At 69.1% G+C, this 13429-nt stretch carries 17 protein-coding genes; 11 read left to right on the top strand and 6 right to left on the bottom strand.

Annotation, left to right across the window (positions count from 1 at the left end):
- Positions 1-56: 56 nt before the first annotated feature.
- The gene (locus ACH413_RS15700) at positions 57-695 is read left to right on the top strand and encodes a TetR/AcrR family transcriptional regulator (protein WP_093595411.1); all 639 of its coding nucleotides are present in this window, start codon (positions 57-59) and stop codon (positions 693-695) included.
- Here the strand turns inward: ACH413_RS15700 and ACH413_RS15695 are convergent.
- Together ACH413_RS15695 and ACH413_RS15690 are read right to left on the bottom strand one after the other, a co-directional pair.
- Entirely contained in the window at positions 684-1445 is a 762-nt protein-coding gene (locus ACH413_RS15695) for a MaoC/PaaZ C-terminal domain-containing protein (protein ID WP_360040549.1), read from the bottom strand. The two genes, ACH413_RS15700 and ACH413_RS15695, sit on opposite strands and share 12 nt — an antisense overlap.
- Positions 1445-2680, bottom strand: a complete 1236-nt coding sequence (locus tag ACH413_RS15690) for a 3-oxoacyl-ACP reductase (protein ID WP_360040552.1) — start codon at positions 2678-2680, stop codon at positions 1445-1447. The genes ACH413_RS15695 and ACH413_RS15690 overlap by 1 nt, the downstream gene beginning before the upstream one ends.
- Positions 2681-2733: 53 nt before the next feature.
- On the opposite strand from ACH413_RS15690, the gene ACH413_RS15685 reads away from it, so the two are divergent.
- The 3 genes from ACH413_RS15685 to ACH413_RS15675 all read left to right on the top strand — a co-directional run bounded on the left by ACH413_RS15685 (position 2734) and on the right by ACH413_RS15675 (position 5236).
- Positions 2734-3939: an acetyl-CoA C-acetyltransferase gene (locus tag ACH413_RS15685; protein WP_360040555.1), complete on the top strand. Its 1206-nt coding sequence runs from the start codon at positions 2734-2736 to the stop codon at positions 3937-3939.
- The gene (locus ACH413_RS15680) at positions 3936-4904 is read left to right on the top strand and encodes a serine hydrolase domain-containing protein (RefSeq protein ID WP_360040558.1); all 969 of its coding nucleotides are present in this window, start codon (positions 3936-3938) and stop codon (positions 4902-4904) included. Before ACH413_RS15685 ends, ACH413_RS15680 begins: the two co-directional genes overlap by 4 nt.
- 71 nt (positions 4905-4975) lie before the next feature.
- Entirely contained in the window at positions 4976-5236 is a 261-nt protein-coding gene (locus tag ACH413_RS15675; protein ID WP_360040561.1) for a hypothetical protein, read from the top strand.
- Here ACH413_RS15675 and ACH413_RS15670 read toward each other — a convergent pair whose 3' ends face one another.
- Both ACH413_RS15670 and ACH413_RS15665 read right to left on the bottom strand, forming a co-directional pair.
- Positions 5237-5422 (bottom strand): hypothetical protein, encoded by a 186-nt coding sequence (locus tag ACH413_RS15670; protein WP_360040564.1) that lies wholly within the window; start codon positions 5420-5422, stop codon positions 5237-5239.
- Between the two features lie 2 nt (positions 5423-5424).
- Positions 5425-6039 (bottom strand): SIMPL domain-containing protein, encoded by a 615-nt coding sequence (locus ACH413_RS15665; RefSeq protein WP_360040567.1) that lies wholly within the window; start codon positions 6037-6039, stop codon positions 5425-5427.
- A gap of 154 nt (positions 6040-6193) precedes the next feature.
- On the opposite strand from ACH413_RS15665, the gene ACH413_RS15660 reads away from it, so the two are divergent.
- From ACH413_RS15660 to ACH413_RS15640, 5 genes are all read left to right on the top strand, one after another.
- Positions 6194-7387: an ATP-binding protein gene (locus ACH413_RS15660; RefSeq protein WP_030480083.1), complete on the top strand. Its 1194-nt coding sequence runs from the start codon at positions 6194-6196 to the stop codon at positions 7385-7387.
- Positions 7388-7557: 170 nt separating this feature from the next.
- Complete coding sequence (locus ACH413_RS15655; protein WP_169746017.1) at positions 7558-7704, top strand: hypothetical protein; 147 nt, start codon at positions 7558-7560, stop codon at positions 7702-7704.
- 226 nt (positions 7705-7930) lie between these two features.
- Positions 7931-8782 carry an NAD(P)-dependent oxidoreductase gene (locus ACH413_RS15650; protein ID WP_360040571.1) on the top strand — a complete coding sequence of 284 codons (852 nt, stop codon included), beginning with the start codon at positions 7931-7933 and terminating at the stop codon, positions 8780-8782.
- Positions 8783-8834: 52 nt separating this feature from the next.
- Positions 8835-10202: a S28 family serine protease gene (locus tag ACH413_RS15645; protein WP_360040574.1), complete on the top strand. Its 1368-nt coding sequence runs from the start codon at positions 8835-8837 to the stop codon at positions 10200-10202.
- A 14-nt stretch (positions 10203-10216) separates the two neighbouring features.
- Positions 10217-10561 carry an NTP pyrophosphohydrolase gene (locus tag ACH413_RS15640; protein ID WP_360040576.1) on the top strand — a complete coding sequence of 115 codons (345 nt, stop codon included), beginning with the start codon at positions 10217-10219 and terminating at the stop codon, positions 10559-10561.
- Here the strand turns inward: ACH413_RS15640 and ACH413_RS15635 are convergent.
- Positions 10558-11331: an HAD-IIB family hydrolase gene (locus ACH413_RS15635; protein WP_360040579.1), complete on the bottom strand. Its 774-nt coding sequence runs from the start codon at positions 11329-11331 to the stop codon at positions 10558-10560. The two genes, ACH413_RS15640 and ACH413_RS15635, sit on opposite strands and share 4 nt — an antisense overlap.
- A gap of 70 nt (positions 11332-11401) precedes the next feature.
- Here ACH413_RS15635 and ACH413_RS15630 point away from each other — a divergent pair, with 70 nt between their 5' ends.
- The gene (locus ACH413_RS15630) at positions 11402-11686 is read left to right on the top strand and encodes a hypothetical protein (RefSeq protein ID WP_360040581.1); all 285 of its coding nucleotides are present in this window, start codon (positions 11402-11404) and stop codon (positions 11684-11686) included.
- Positions 11687-11704: 18 nt separating this feature from the next.
- On the top strand, positions 11705-12373 hold the full coding sequence (locus tag ACH413_RS15625) for a dienelactone hydrolase family protein (protein WP_360040584.1): 669 nt from the start codon (positions 11705-11707) through the stop codon (positions 12371-12373).
- Here ACH413_RS15625 and ACH413_RS15620 read toward each other — a convergent pair.
- Positions 12370-13422: an NAD(P)-binding domain-containing protein gene (locus ACH413_RS15620; RefSeq protein ID WP_360040587.1), complete on the bottom strand. Its 1053-nt coding sequence runs from the start codon at positions 13420-13422 to the stop codon at positions 12370-12372. The genes ACH413_RS15625 and ACH413_RS15620 overlap by 4 nt on opposite strands.
- Between the last annotated feature and the right edge of the window lie 7 nt (positions 13423-13429).

The raw sequence follows: 13429 nt of genomic DNA, 5'->3' as shown, positions 1-13429 counted from the left end.
CAGTAGATAGAGCGGCAAGCCGATCGGATAATCTTGCTGCTCCGAACCGAGGGGTAATGATGCGCACAGAAGGTCGAGCCAAGCGCTTGCCACGCGCCGTGCGTGAGCGGCAGATCATGGATGCCGCCGTCGACGTGTTCTCACGCCTCGGCTTCCACTCGGCGTCGATGGACGAGATCTCCGAGGTCGCGGGCATCTCCAAGCCGATGCTCTACGCCTACCTCGGCTCCAAGGAGGAACTGTTCGCGACCTGCATCCGGCGCGAGGCCACCCGCATGATGGAGGCCATCGCGACGGGCGTCGAGCCCGACCAGGAACCCGACGTGCAGCTGTGGAGCGGCCTGCGGGCGTTCTTCGGGTTCGTCGGCGAGAACCGGGCGAGCTGGCAGGTGCTGCACCGGCAGGCGTCCACCCAGGGCGGGCCGTTCGCGGTCGAGCTCACGGACATGCGCGGCCGCGCGGTCTCACTGGTCGCGGCGCTGCTCACCCAGTCCACGAAGGCACCGGCGACCAAACTGGAGGCAGAGTCGCTGGCCGCCGCGCTGGTCGGGGCCGGCGAGTCGCTCGCCGACTGGTGGCTGGATCACCCGGAGGAACCCGCCGGCGTCGTCGCGGCCCGCCTCATGAACCTCGTCTGGATGGGCTTCGGCGACCTCGTCGACGGCAACGTCTGGCATCCACCGTCACGCCGCTGAACCGACCAGGTGGGGCCCCTTGCCCCACACGGCGAACTCCCAGCCGTCCGCGCCCTCGGCCGCCGAGAACTCGACGCGACCGGGGATGAGCAGCGGCTTCTTGAACCGGACGGCCACCGTCACGGCCTCGGGAAGCCGCCCCTCGAGCGCGGCCAGGCAGCGTGCCTTCGTCCACATCCCGTGCGCGATCGCCCGCTTGAAGCCGAACAGCCTGGCGCTCAACGGGTAGAGGTGGATCGGGTTGCGGTCACCGGACGCGGCGCCGTACCGCCGTCCGATGTCCGCGGGCACCCGCCACACCGCCGACCCGACCGGCCGGTCCAGCTCCTCACCGGAACCGGACGAGCCGCCGGAGCGCCGCAGATAGGTCGAAACCCCTTCCCAGACACCGGAAACCGACGTCACGACGTCGACCTGCGTGCCCTGCGGATGCGGCCGCAGATCGCGCGCGGACACCGTGATCTCCAGCTGCTCGTCCAACGTCAGCGGACGCGACTGCGTGATCCGGTTCGCGACGTGCACGAGACCCGGCAACGGAAACGGGAAACCGGCGCCCGACATCAGCTTCATCTGCAAGGGAAAGCCCAGCACGTGCGGATACGTCAGCGGCAACGCGTCGCGCAGCCCGAACCCGCACACCGCGTTGTACGCCGCCAGATGCTTCAGCGACACGTCCAAAGACGCCGAAACCGGTTCCGCGGCAAGGGTTTCCCCGCGCCGGAACGACGTGAGAGCGGCACGCAGCAACATCAGGCCCCCAGCAGCATCTGGCCGCACACCCGCACGACGTTCCCGTTGACGCCACCGGAACCCGGCGACGCGAACCACGCCACGGTCTCCGCGACGTCGGCCGGCAACCCGCCCTGCGACAGGCTGTTCATCCGCCGCCCGACCTCACGCGTCGCGAACGGCACCGCCGCGGTCATCTTCGTCTCGATGAAACCGGGCGCCACGGCGTTGATCGTGGCGCCGCGAGCAGCGAGAACGGGTGCGAGCGTCTGCACCATCCCGATCACGCCGGCCTTCGACGTGGCGTAGTTGGTCTGGCCGACGTTGCCCGCGATGCCGGCGATCGACGACACCCCGACGATCCGCCCGCCGGCGCGCAGCACGTCGCCGTCCAGCAGTGCTTCGTTGATCCGTTCCTGGCAGGCGAGGTTGACCTCCAGCACCGAGTCCCACAGCGAGGAGTCCATGCGCGCCAACGACTTGTCGCGGGTGATGCCCGCGTTGTGCACGACGACGTCGACGCCACCGTGCCGTTCCAGCAGGTACGAGGTCAGCCGCGCGGGGTCGCCGGTGATGTCGAGCTGCAACGCCGACCCGCCGACGGCGTTCGCGACCTTCGACAGCTCGTCCCCGGCAGCGGGCACGTCGAGGCAGACCACGTGCGCGCCGTCGCGTCCCAAGGCCGTGGCGATCGCCTCGCCGATGCCCCGGGAAGCGCCCGTGACCAGCGCGACCTTGCCGTCCAGCGTGCCTGCGGGCGAGTTCCCGGACACGTGGACGACCTGCCCGGACACGTACGCCGACCGTCCGGACAGCAGGAACCGCAGCGTCGACTCCACCCCGTCCTCGGCGCCGTCCGCCACGTAGACCAGGTTGGCCGTGCCGCCGCGGCGCAGCTCTTTGCCGACCGACCGCACAAAGCCTTCGAGTGCTCGTTGTGCGATGGAGTCCGGCGACCGCCCGATCACGATCACCCGCCCGCACGGCCCGAGCTGTGTGATCGCCGGGTGGAAGAAGTCGTGCAGCTGCCGCAGATCCGCGATGGCAGAGATCTCGGACGCGTCGAACACGAGCGCGCCATAGGGAGCCGCTCCTGTTTCCAGCTGCTTCAGAAAGGGCAGCCGGGAAGCTCCACCCACCAGAACGGGTGTCGCCAAGGCGGCGTCACGGCGGAGCGGATACGGGTTCGGCAGGCCGAGCCTGCGCACGAGCTGGCGACCGAGCCCCGACGTCGCGAACTTCTGGTACCTGTCCACGTCACACAACCTACTCGCTAGTAAGTCTACCCGCTAGTAGGTAGTATGGCGGCATGCGAGTAGCGATCATCGGCGGCAACCGCATCCCGTTCGCCCGCTCGAACGGCCCGTACGCCACCGCGTCGAACCAGGACATGTTCACGGCGGTGCTGGACGGCCTGGTCAGCCGCTTCGGCCTGCAGGGCGTACGCCTCGGCGAGGTGGTCGCCGGTGCCGTGCTGAAGCACTCACGCGACTTCAACCTCGTCCGCGAGTCGGTCCTCGGCAGCAAACTCAGTCCCGAAACCCCTGCGTACGACCTCCAACAGGCGTGCGGCACCGGTCTGCAGGCGATCATCGCCGTCGCGAACAAGATCGCGCTCGGCCAGATCGAGGCGGGCATCGCGGGCGGCGTCGACACCACCAGCGACGCGCCGATCGGCGTGAACGAGAACTTCCGCAAGCTCCTGCTGGAGTTCAACCGGACCCGCAAAGTCGGCCTGCTGACCAAGCTGCGCCCCAGCCACGTCGTTCCGCACCTGCCCCGCAACGGCGAGCCGCGCACCGGCATGCCGATGGGAGAGCACGCGGCCATCACCGCCGCCCAGTACGGCATCACGCGCGAGGACCAGGACGAGCTCACCGCGCGCAGCCACCAGAACCTCGCCCGCGCCTACGACGAGGGCTTCTTCGACGACCTGGTCACCCCGTACCTGGGCCTGACCCGCGACCAGAACCTCCGCCCGGACAGCACCGCCGAGAAGCTCGCCAGGCTCAAGCCGGTCTTCGGCGACACGATGACCGCCGGCAACTCGACCCCGCTCTCCGACGGCGCCTCCGCGGTCCTGCTCGCCACCGAGGAGTGGGCTGCCGAACGCAAACTTCCGGTTCTCGCCTACCTGACGTTCGCCGAGACCGCCGCCGTCGACTACGTGCACGGCGACGAGGGCCTGCTCATGGCACCCGTGCACGCCGCACCGCGCATGCTCGACAAGGCTGGCCTCACGCTGCAGGACTTCGACTTCTACGAGGTGCACGAGGCGTTCGCGTCGCAGGTGCTCGCCACGTTGAAGGCCTGGGAGAAGGAACTCGGCGAGATCGACAGGTCGAAGCTGAACGTCAACGGCTCGTCGCTCGCGGCAGGCCACCCGTTCGCCGCGACCGGTGCCCGAATCGTGGCGACTTTGGCGAAGTTGCTGCAGCAGAGGGGAAGTGGACGCGGGTTCGTGTCCATTTGCGCCGCGGGAGGTCAGGGCATCACGGCTATCTTGGAACGGTGACGCTGCAGACGCTGCTCGAGTCCCACCGCGACACCGTTCCGGTCTCGGTCGCCGTCATCGCCCGAGGTGACGCCGTCGAGTTCGCGGCGGTCGGCGAGTCCCGCGAGGCGGTCTTCCCGATCGCCTCGATCAGCAAGCCGATCGTCGCCACGGCGGCGGCGCTCCTGGTGCGCGACGGCGGGATCGGGCTCGACGACCCGATCGCGAACTGGTTGCCGGAACTGGCGAACCCGCTGGTCGTGCGCACGCCGGCCAGCGAGATCACCGACGTCGTCCCGGCGACGGGGCCGATCACCGTCCGGCACCTGCTGACGTCCCGCTCCGGCTGGGGCTTCACGGCGGACTTCTCGTTGCCCGCCACCGCCAAGCTCTTCGAAGAGGCACACCTGCACGGCCGCGCGGACCTGCCGTCCCCCGACGAGTGGCTCAAGCAGCTCGCCCAGGTCCCGCTGCTGCACCAGCCCGGCGACGGGTGGCTCTACAACACCGGGTACGACGTGCTCGGCGTGCTGGCCGACCGCGTCACGGGTTCGCTCCCCGGTTACCTGGCCGACCGCTTCTACGAACCGCTCGGCATGACGAACACCGGCTTCGTCAGCGACGTCTTCCCGTCCGGTGCCGGCGGCCTGAAGTCCACTGTGGACGACCTGCTGGCCTTCAACCGCTTCCTGCTCACCAGCGATCTGCTGCCGCGACTGGCGACCGACACGACGTCCGAGCAGGAACGCGAGGCCGCGCACATCTTCCTGGAGGGCCAGGGCTGGGGCATGGGCGGCAGCGTCGACATCGCCGAGATCGACCCGTGGAACTCGCCCGGCCGCTACGGCTGGGTAGGCGGTTGCGGCACGGCCGCGCACGTCGTCCCGGCCCAAGGCGCGGTCACGATCCTGCTCACCCGCACGGCCATGACGAGCCCCAGCCCGACCACGATCATGCGCGACTTCTGGCGGTACGCGGCGGAGTAAGGCTTGCCGAACCGGACGGTCCTTCATGCACACTCACAGTGTCGCTTCGCTGCGACACTGGGGGTGGGGGAATGCGGGACCTGCAGGTCGATCCCGAGAAAGATCCGGTGCTGGCGCGCGCACTGGTCGGCACCCTCCGCGACGAGTGGCGACCGGCCGCCGACGCGATGAGGTCGGCACGCGAGTGGGAGCGCCGCGCCTACATCCTGTTGACGCTGGCAGCGGCCGCCAAGCGCCGCGTCGAGTGGCTCAGGAGATGGCTCAAGGCCCGTCCGGACGACCGCGACGCCGTTGCGGTGCACAACACGATGGAATCACTCAACGGGCACTAGTCACCCGCTGCCGGCTGACGCGCACGACGACGAGTTGTCGTAGGTGCCGTTCGGCTTGGCGCGGTACTGGTAGCGCCCTTCCCTGCGCCCGCGCCGCACCCGGCGACCGGCCAGGAGCAGGCCGGTGAAGATGACCAGGAAGAGCAACGCCACCCCGATGATGCCCAGAAGCAGTCCTGTCGGCATCGTCAGTCCAGCAACGACCACGCGGCCGTGCACGAAGCCGACACGGTGATCTGCTGCGCCTTCAGGTTCAGCTGGTCGACCATCCCGGCGGGCCCCGCCATGTCGAACGACTGGGCGCCGCTCATCATCCGCGGCTGGTAGTGCGCGCCGCCCTCGGTGTCGCCGATCCGCAGCAACGGACCGAGCCGCCGCCCCAGCGCCGATGCGTACCCCTCAGCGCGACGCAAAGCATCGGCTACGGCTTCTCGTTGCGCCTCACGGATGGCCTCGGTGTCGTCGACGAGCGTCCACGACGGGCCGTTGATCCAGGACGGTTCCGCCTGCACCAGCTCGGCGAGCAGTCCGTCGAGGCGGTCCAGGTCCTTCACCCAGATCACGTACTGCTGCGACGCACGGCTGCCGACGCGCTGGTTGTTGTCCCAGTTGTCGTGCGCGGACAGCTGCCGCGACCGCACCTCGAACTCCGTGAGCAGCGGCTCGATGGCGGAAATGCGCTGGTTGAGCGTGCTCACCGCCTCGGAGCGCTCGGCACCGAGCGCCTCGAACGTCACGTCCACCTGGGCGCGGTCGGCGGTCCGCTCGACCTCGCCGGTCCCCTTCGTCACGACTTCAGCCACGTCACGCAGCCAACCGGCACCGAGGTTCATCCGCAACTATTAAGCTCTATTGCTCCATCACTAGATAAACGTATACAGCGGCATCCGGCCCCACTTCGAGGTTCGTCTGCGCGTCTCTAGAGCCGTCGCTAGAAACGCGGATACGGTGCGAGCCATGGACCCGGTGCGCAATCCGTTCGCCCCCGGTGCAGGCCAGCGGCCTCCTGAGCTCGCCGGCCGGGACAAAGAGGTCGGCGCGTTCGAGGTGGTGCTCGAACGGGTGGCCCGCGGCCGTCCCGAACGCAGCCTCGTGCTGACGGGGCTGCGGGGCGTCGGCAAGACCGTGCTGCTCGGCGAGCTGCGGTCGATGGCGGTCAAACGCGGCTGGGGCGCGGGCAAGGTCGAGGCCAGGCCGGATGCGGACCTCCGCAGACCGCTGTCCGCCGCGCTGCACCGGGCGATCCGGGATCTCGCGGTCCGGCACCGCGCGCCGGACCGGGTCGAGGCGATCCTCGGGATCCTCAAGGCGTTCGCACTGAGAGCGGCTCCGGACGGCGCCAAGCTGCGCGACCGCTGGCAGCCCGGCATCGACGTCCCGGCGGCGTCCGGTCGTGCGGACTCCGGTGACATCGAGATCGACCTGGTCGAGCTGTTCACCGACGTCGCCGAACTCGCGCAGGACGTCGGCACGGGCGTCGCGCTGCTCATCGACGAGATGCAGGACCTCAAGCCGGACGACATCAGCGCGTTGTGCGCGGCGTGTCACGAGCTCTCACAGATCGGCGCGCCGCTGGTGGTCGTCGGCGCCGGCCTACCGCATCTGCCGGCGGTCCTGTCCGCGAGCAAGTCCTACTCGGAACGCCTCTTCCGCTACGTCCGCATCGATCGCCTGAGCCGGGAGGACGCCGACCGCGCCGTGCTCGCCCCGGTCGAACGGGAGGACGCGGGCATCACGGACGAGGCGCTCGACGCGTTGTTCGACGCGTCCGGCGGCTACCCGTACTTCATCCAGGCCTACGGCAAGGCCGCCTGGGACGCCGCTCCTGCCGATCCGATCACCGCGATGGATGTCTCCGTGGCCGCTCCCGAGGCCGACGCGGAGCTGGCCGTGGGGTTCTTCGGCTCCCGATACGAGCGTGCGACGCCCGCTGAACGCGAGTATCTCCGGTCGATGGCCGAGTTGACCGACGGAAAGGATGCGGGCGTCAACACCGCCCAGGTGGCCGACCACCTCAAGCGCAAGCCCTCGTCGCTGTCGCCCGCGCGGGACTCGCTCATCAAGAAAGGCCTGGTCTACAGCGCGGAACGGGGTCAGATCGCCTTCACCGTGCCGCACTTCGGCAGGTTCCTGCTCGGCCGCGAGGAGTGATCCGGCGCACCCCGGCGCAACCCCAGCGTTGTCCGGCTGTTCACGTTGTCAGCCGATGATTCATCGGCATGTGCCCCACCTCACCGGATAATCGCGTGCTTTTGTGTGCGCGTAGGTGCATACTTGGGTTACCAACCAAACAGACCTCACAGAGGGAAGTGCAGACCGAGATGAACTTCGCAGCGAAGCTCCGCGCCCGCCGTGCCGAGGCGCGCAACCGGAAGGCCGTGGCTCGCGCGATCGACATGGCGACCACCCCGTCCATGCGTCACGAGCTGATGGCCATCGCCCAGGCTCAGGTCACCACCCTCCGCTGACCACGACCCGGCACTCGCACGGCGCCCCGTCGCGAGTGCCTCCCCAACGGGAACCCCTGGAGCACCTCCCGCGCTCCAGGGGTTTCATTCTGTTAAACGTGATGCGCGCCACAGTATGATGGCGTTGTAACAGCGCACGTCGGTCCGCCGATGTCACTGTTGACCCCGCGGTGCTGTCGGACCCCCGACCTGGCAGCACCGCGGGGTTTCTTGTTTGCTGGGGGACATGAAGATCGCCGTGCTCGGCACCGGCCTCATGGGTGCCCCCATCGCAGCCAACCTCGCCGCGGCCGGACATGAGGTCCGGGTCTGGAACCGCACGCGCGCCAAGGCCGAACCGCTCGCCGCGCAGGGCGCCACCGTCGCCGACACCCCCGCTGCCGCCGTCGAGGGCGCGGAGATCGTGCTGACGGTGCTCAACGACGGCCCCACGGTCACCGCGGCCATCCAGGCCGCCGCCGAGTCCCTGCCGCACGACGCCGTGTGGATCCAGGCGTCCACGGTCGGCATCGACTCCACCGAGGACCACATCGCGCTGGCCCGTTCGCTCGGGCTGGAGTTCGTCGACGCCCCCGTGCTCGGCAGCACGAAGCCCGCCGCCGAAGGCAAGCTCGTCGTGCTCGCGTCCGGTGCCGACGAACTGCGCGAGCGCGTGCAGCCCGTGTTCGACGTGATCGGGGCCCGCACGATGTGGGTCGGTGAAGCCGGTGCGTCGTCGAAGCTGAAGCTCGTCGCGAACAGCTGGGTGCTCGCGCTCACCGCGGCGGTCGGCGAGGCCGTGTCGCTGGCCGAGGCGTCCGGGCTCGACCCGAAGCTGTTCCTGGAGGCCATGTCCGGCGGCGCGATCGACACCCCGTACCTGCAGATGAAGGGCGGCGCGATCATCGCCCGTTCCTTCGAGCCCGCGTTCACCGTCGAGAACGCGTTGAAGGACGCGCGGCTCGTCGCGGAGGCGGCGGAACGGGCGAACGTGCGCCTCGACGTCGCGCAGGCGTCCGCCGAACGGCTGAGCCGCGCGGTCGACGGCGGGCACGGCGACAAGGACATGGCCGCGTCTTATTTCGCCAGCTACGAATAAGCCCGACGATCGGCCGGTCCGGCGGGGCGTGCGCGCTCAATAGTTTGGCGTGGTGAACAGACTCGCGCGCTCCCTGCTGGCGTTCGGCCTGGTGTCCGCACAGGTCGTGGCCACCGCGGCGGTCGTGTCCGCCGCCCCTGACATCAAGGACCGCATCGCCGCCATCCCCGGCGTGCGGATCATCAGCGAGGGGACGTCCGGCACCGCGCGGACGTTCGTCCTCGGCATCCAGCAGCCCGCGGACCACCGCAGGCCGCGCGGCACGAAGTTCGAGCAGCGCTTGTCATTGCTGCACAAGGCCGAATCGAAGCCGATGGTGCTGCACACCTCCGGCTACAACCTGTCGGGTCCGAGCCCGTCCGAGCCCGCCCGGCTCGTCGACGGCAACCAGATCAGCGTCGAACAGCGGTTCTTCACGCCCTCGCGGCCCGCGCCGGCCGACTGGGACGACCTGAACATCTGGCAGGCCGCCAACGACCACCACCGGATCGTCGCCGCGTTCAAGAAGATCTACGGCGCGAAGTGGCTCTCGACGGGTGCCAGCAAGGGCGGCATGACGTCGATCTACCACCGCCGCTTCTTCCCGCGCGACGTCGACGCGACCATCGCGTACGTGGCGCCGAACGACGTGGTGAACGACCGTGACGTCTACGGCGAGTTCATCCGCGAGGTCGGCGACGACCCGGCGTGCAACCAGCGTCTCGAGGGCGTGCAGCGGCAGATCCTGCAGCACCGCGACGAGTTCGTCTCGCGGCTGGAAGCCAAGGGCTACACGTACAAGCAGTTCGGCAGCGCGCACAAGGCGCTGGAGATCCTGGTCCTGGACACGCCGTTCACGTTCTGGCAGTACGGCACCCAGGAGCAGTGCGCGCTGGTTCCCGGCGCGGGTGCCTCGGTGGACGACCTCTGGACGTTCATCGACAAGACCGTGGGCTGGGACTTCTACAACGACGCCGGCGTCGCGCCCTACACGGCGTACTACTACCAGGCAGGCACGCAGCTCGGCTGGCCGGAGGCGGACGAGTCGGCGGTGCGCGACCTGCTGCGCTACCCCGGTTCCTCGGTGCCCCGGTCGATGGTGTCGCCCGACATCAGGTTCCCGCGTTTCGACCGGTCGGCGATGCGCGACGTGGACTCGTGGGTGCGTTACCAGGGTTCGCGGCTGCTGTTCGTGAACGGCCAGAACGACCCGTGGAGCGCGGAACCGTTCCGCCTCGGACCGGGCACGCGTGACTCGCTGTCGTACTCGGTGCCTGGTGGCAACCACGGCTCGAACATCGCCAAGCTGCCCGAGAAGGAACGCGCCGCCGCGACCGCCGCCGTGCTGCGCTGGGCCGGGGTCTCCGCCGCTCCCGTTGCGGCACTTGCCGTGGACGAGGGCCCGGACTCGCTGGACGCACTGCGGGCACGCCGGGGCTGAGGCACTCTGAGGGTGTGAAGCCGTTGCTCGTGGTCGATGCAGCCAACGTCGTGGGATCGGTCCCGGACGGGTGGTGGCGCGACAGAGCGGGCGCGGCCGAACGCCTTCGCGACGCCCTGCGCGGCCGCGACGAGGAGGTCGTCCTGGTCGTGGAAGGCAAGGCGCGCAACGTTTCCTCTGTCGACGACGTCCGGGTGGTCTCGGCTCCCGGCGAGGGCGACGACACGATCGTCGAGGTCGTCCGGGCCGAAGGCGCTGGACGAGTCGTGACGGTGGTGACCGCTGACCGCGCGTTGCGGCAGCGGGTGATGGCGCTGGGCGCCGGGGTGGTGGGACCCACCTCGGTGCCGCGCCGTTAGAGCTTGAAGAGGCTTTCGAGGATCTGCGCGACGCCGTCCTCGGTGTTCGGCGGCGCGTGGTTGGTGCAGGCCTGCTTCACGAGCGGGTGCGCGTTGCCCATCGCGTACGCCGTGCCGGCCCACCCCAGCACCGACAGGTCGTTCGGCATGTCTCCGAACGCGATGACCTCGTCCTTGCCGATTCCCCTTGTGTTGCACAGGGATTCGAGCGTGGCGGCCTTCGAGACGCCCGGCGGGCTGATCTCCAGCAACCCGAGCCCGCCCGAGTGCGTGACCGTGACGTGCTGACCGACGGCCTCTCTGGCGATCTCCATCATGTGGTCGACCTCGGCGTCCGGCGCCCAGGCGAGCATCTGCACGACCTGGTGCGCCTCCGCGAGGACGTGGTCGAGCAACTCCAGTGTCCTGTGTGGATTCTTCGGCCCGAACCCCTGGAAACCGGGCTCTGACAGCACCTCCAGCCCGGTCTCGACCGCGATGCCGACGTTCGGGATCACCTCGGCCAACGCCTCCGACACCTTCCTCACGACGTCGAGCGGCACCGTCTGCGCGTGCGTGACCTCGCGGTTCGTCAGGTCGTAGATCATCGCGCCGTTGGAGCAGATCGCCGTCCCGGTCAGCTCCAGGTCCTGCACGAACCGCGGCGGCCGTGCCGTGACGACCACGACGTCCGCGTCGACGGCGTGGAGCGTGGCGCGGGTGCGGTCGCTCAGCACCCCGCCCGGTTGCAGCAGCGTGCCGTCGAGGTCGGTCGCGATCAACCTGATCATCGGCAGATTATTCAACAACTCGGCTGCCTGGTGCGTTCGAGTTTTGATCGGCAAGGGGATGGGGGCCTCAATGAAGCACGTCGGCGATTTCTTCGGGGAAGCAGCGATCACGCTCGTGCTGCTGGCGATCGGGCTCGGCTTGTTCTTCCTGGTGAAGTGGGGGTGGAGCGAGTCGCCGCTGATCACCGTCGTCTCGGGGGTGGTGGCGCTGGGGTTCATCGTGTTCGGCGTGGTGGCGATGTCCGAGCACAGGGACTTCGGAACGCTGGGGACGATCGCGGCAGTCACGGCCGTGGTCGCGGGGAGCGCGGCGTACGTCCTCGTTCAGAACGGAGGTCCGCTGCTGGCCACCTAGTTCGGGCAAGATCGATCCATGACCCATCGAGTTGACGACATGCCGTTGCCGGTTTGGCTCCCGGAGTCCGGTTCCGGCCCCGGCATCGTGCTGATCCAGGAGATCTTCGGCCTGGACGGGTACCTGCGAGGCATCGCCGAGAAGCTCGCCGCGCTCGGCTACGTCGTGGCCGTGCCCGAGCTGTTCCACCGCTTCCAGCCGGGCTGGGTCGGCGAGCACGACGAGGCCGGCATCGCGAAGTCCATGGAGGTCGTCGGCAACCTCGACTTCCCGCTCGCGGTGCGGGACGTCGTCGCGTCGGTCGAGTACCTGCGCGGCCTGCCCGAGGTCACCGGCGGCGTCGGCGTGCTCGGCTTCTGCCTCGGCGGCACCCTGGCCTACAACGCGGCCGTCGTTGCCGACCCGGACACCGCCGTGTCGTTCTACGGCTCGGGCGTGCCGGACCAGATCGGCACGTTGGACCAGGTGTCCTGCCCGATCCAGTTCGTCTTCGGCTCCGAGGACGCGTTCATCACCGGCTACCAGAAGGTCGTGGACGCGGTGCCGTCGCACGAGGGCGCCGAGATCCACCTGGAGCCCGCAGGTCACGCGTTCCTCAACCACCTCGGCCCCTGGTACGACGAGGCCGCCGCCGACCGTGCCTGGGACCAGTCCGTGAAGTTCCTCGCGCGCACGCTCCCCGTCTAGGCGATGCACGGCACCGCGAGCTGCTGCGAGAAGAACCTCTCCAGCGGCTTGCGGTGCAACCGGCGCTCGACCGCGATCAGCTCGTTGCGCCGGTAGTGCCTCACCTGCGTGCTCGTGACGACGAACCCGTTGCGTTCGGCCGTGGGCATCTCGTCGTAGAGCAACGCGTGCTGTCCTTGCGTCACAACGACATCCGCCAGTCCGTCCGGAATCTCGCCGGCGCGCGTCGCGATGGTGGCGGCGAGCGCGTCCGGCCGGTTGCGCAACCGGCGGTGCGGCCACGGCACCCCGTGGTGCTCGGCCTCCAACGTCCGGTGCAACGCCCTGGCCGCGTGCCGGATCGCCTTGATCGAATCGCCGGTGAGCACGTGCACCTCGGGCGCGTCGAGCGTGGTGTCCCTGCGGAACCCGGTGCACACGATCACCTTGTCGTAGCGCAGTTCGCCGGTGCCGTCGATCGTCGCGACGAACTCGTTGCCCTCCTTGACGACCCGTTGCACCGTCCGCCCGACGGTGTGCGTGATCCGCGCCGTGGACGCGATGTTGTCCGCCGTCTCGAACGCGCTGTGCCCACGTCCGATGATCAGCACCCGCTTCCCCGCGTACTCGGTCGGATCGGTGCTGGCCGTCGCGTACGTCTCCGCGTGCTCGACGCCGGGAACACCTGGCACGTAAGGCTTCTTGCCGGTGGCGACGATGACGTGCCGCGCGTTGTACTGCCCGGTGTCGCTGACCGGCGTGTTGTAGCGGACGTTCAACGGCCGCGCGAAGTCCTCCAGGTACCGCACCAGGTCGTCCGCGTTGGGGAAGGACCTCTTGCTGTAGCGCGCGAACGGCACGCCCTCGAACAGCGAGTTGTCGTCCGTCGAGAGCACACGATGCCGCGGGAACGTCCGGAAGAAGCTCGCCGGCTCCGGTCCCGCCTCGACGATCAGGTAGTCGCGGCCTGCACGGTGTAGAAAGCGCCCCATCTGCAAGCCCGCCGGACCTGCACCGATCACCAGGTACTCCACCATCACGCACCTCCCGGCGTCCTCTACGCCGAGCACGGCGAAA

This window comes from Lentzea sp. NPDC020367 (genome assembly GCF_044387305.1).
Classification (GTDB): domain Bacteria; phylum Actinomycetota; class Actinomycetes; order Mycobacteriales; family Pseudonocardiaceae; genus Lentzea.
This window is presented reverse-complemented; position numbering and strand designations above follow the sequence as displayed.

Coding starts and splice junctions, on each gene's coding strand:
- ACH413_RS15625 (WP_360040584.1), top strand. CDS start 11,705: ATGACCCATCGAGTTGACGACATGCCGTTGCCGGTTTGGCTCCCGGAG.
- ACH413_RS15635 (WP_360040579.1), bottom strand. CDS start 11,331: ATGATCAGGTTGATCGCGACCGACCTCGACGGCACGCTGCTGCAACCG.
- ACH413_RS15630 (WP_360040581.1), top strand. CDS start 11,402: ATGAAGCACGTCGGCGATTTCTTCGGGGAAGCAGCGATCACGCTCGTG.
- ACH413_RS15660 (WP_030480083.1), top strand. CDS start 6,194: ATGGACCCGGTGCGCAATCCGTTCGCCCCCGGTGCAGGCCAGCGGCCT.
- ACH413_RS15655 (WP_169746017.1), top strand. CDS start 7,558: ATGAACTTCGCAGCGAAGCTCCGCGCCCGCCGTGCCGAGGCGCGCAAC.
- ACH413_RS15650 (WP_360040571.1), top strand. CDS start 7,931: ATGAAGATCGCCGTGCTCGGCACCGGCCTCATGGGTGCCCCCATCGCA.
- ACH413_RS15670 (WP_360040564.1), bottom strand. CDS start 5,422: ATGCCGACAGGACTGCTTCTGGGCATCATCGGGGTGGCGTTGCTCTTC.
- ACH413_RS15700 (WP_093595411.1), top strand. CDS start 57: ATGATGCGCACAGAAGGTCGAGCCAAGCGCTTGCCACGCGCCGTGCGT.
- ACH413_RS15675 (WP_360040561.1), top strand. CDS start 4,976: ATGCGGGACCTGCAGGTCGATCCCGAGAAAGATCCGGTGCTGGCGCGC.
- ACH413_RS15695 (WP_360040549.1), bottom strand. CDS start 1,445: ATGTTGCTGCGTGCCGCTCTCACGTCGTTCCGGCGCGGGGAAACCCTT.
- ACH413_RS15685 (WP_360040555.1), top strand. CDS start 2,734: ATGCGAGTAGCGATCATCGGCGGCAACCGCATCCCGTTCGCCCGCTCG.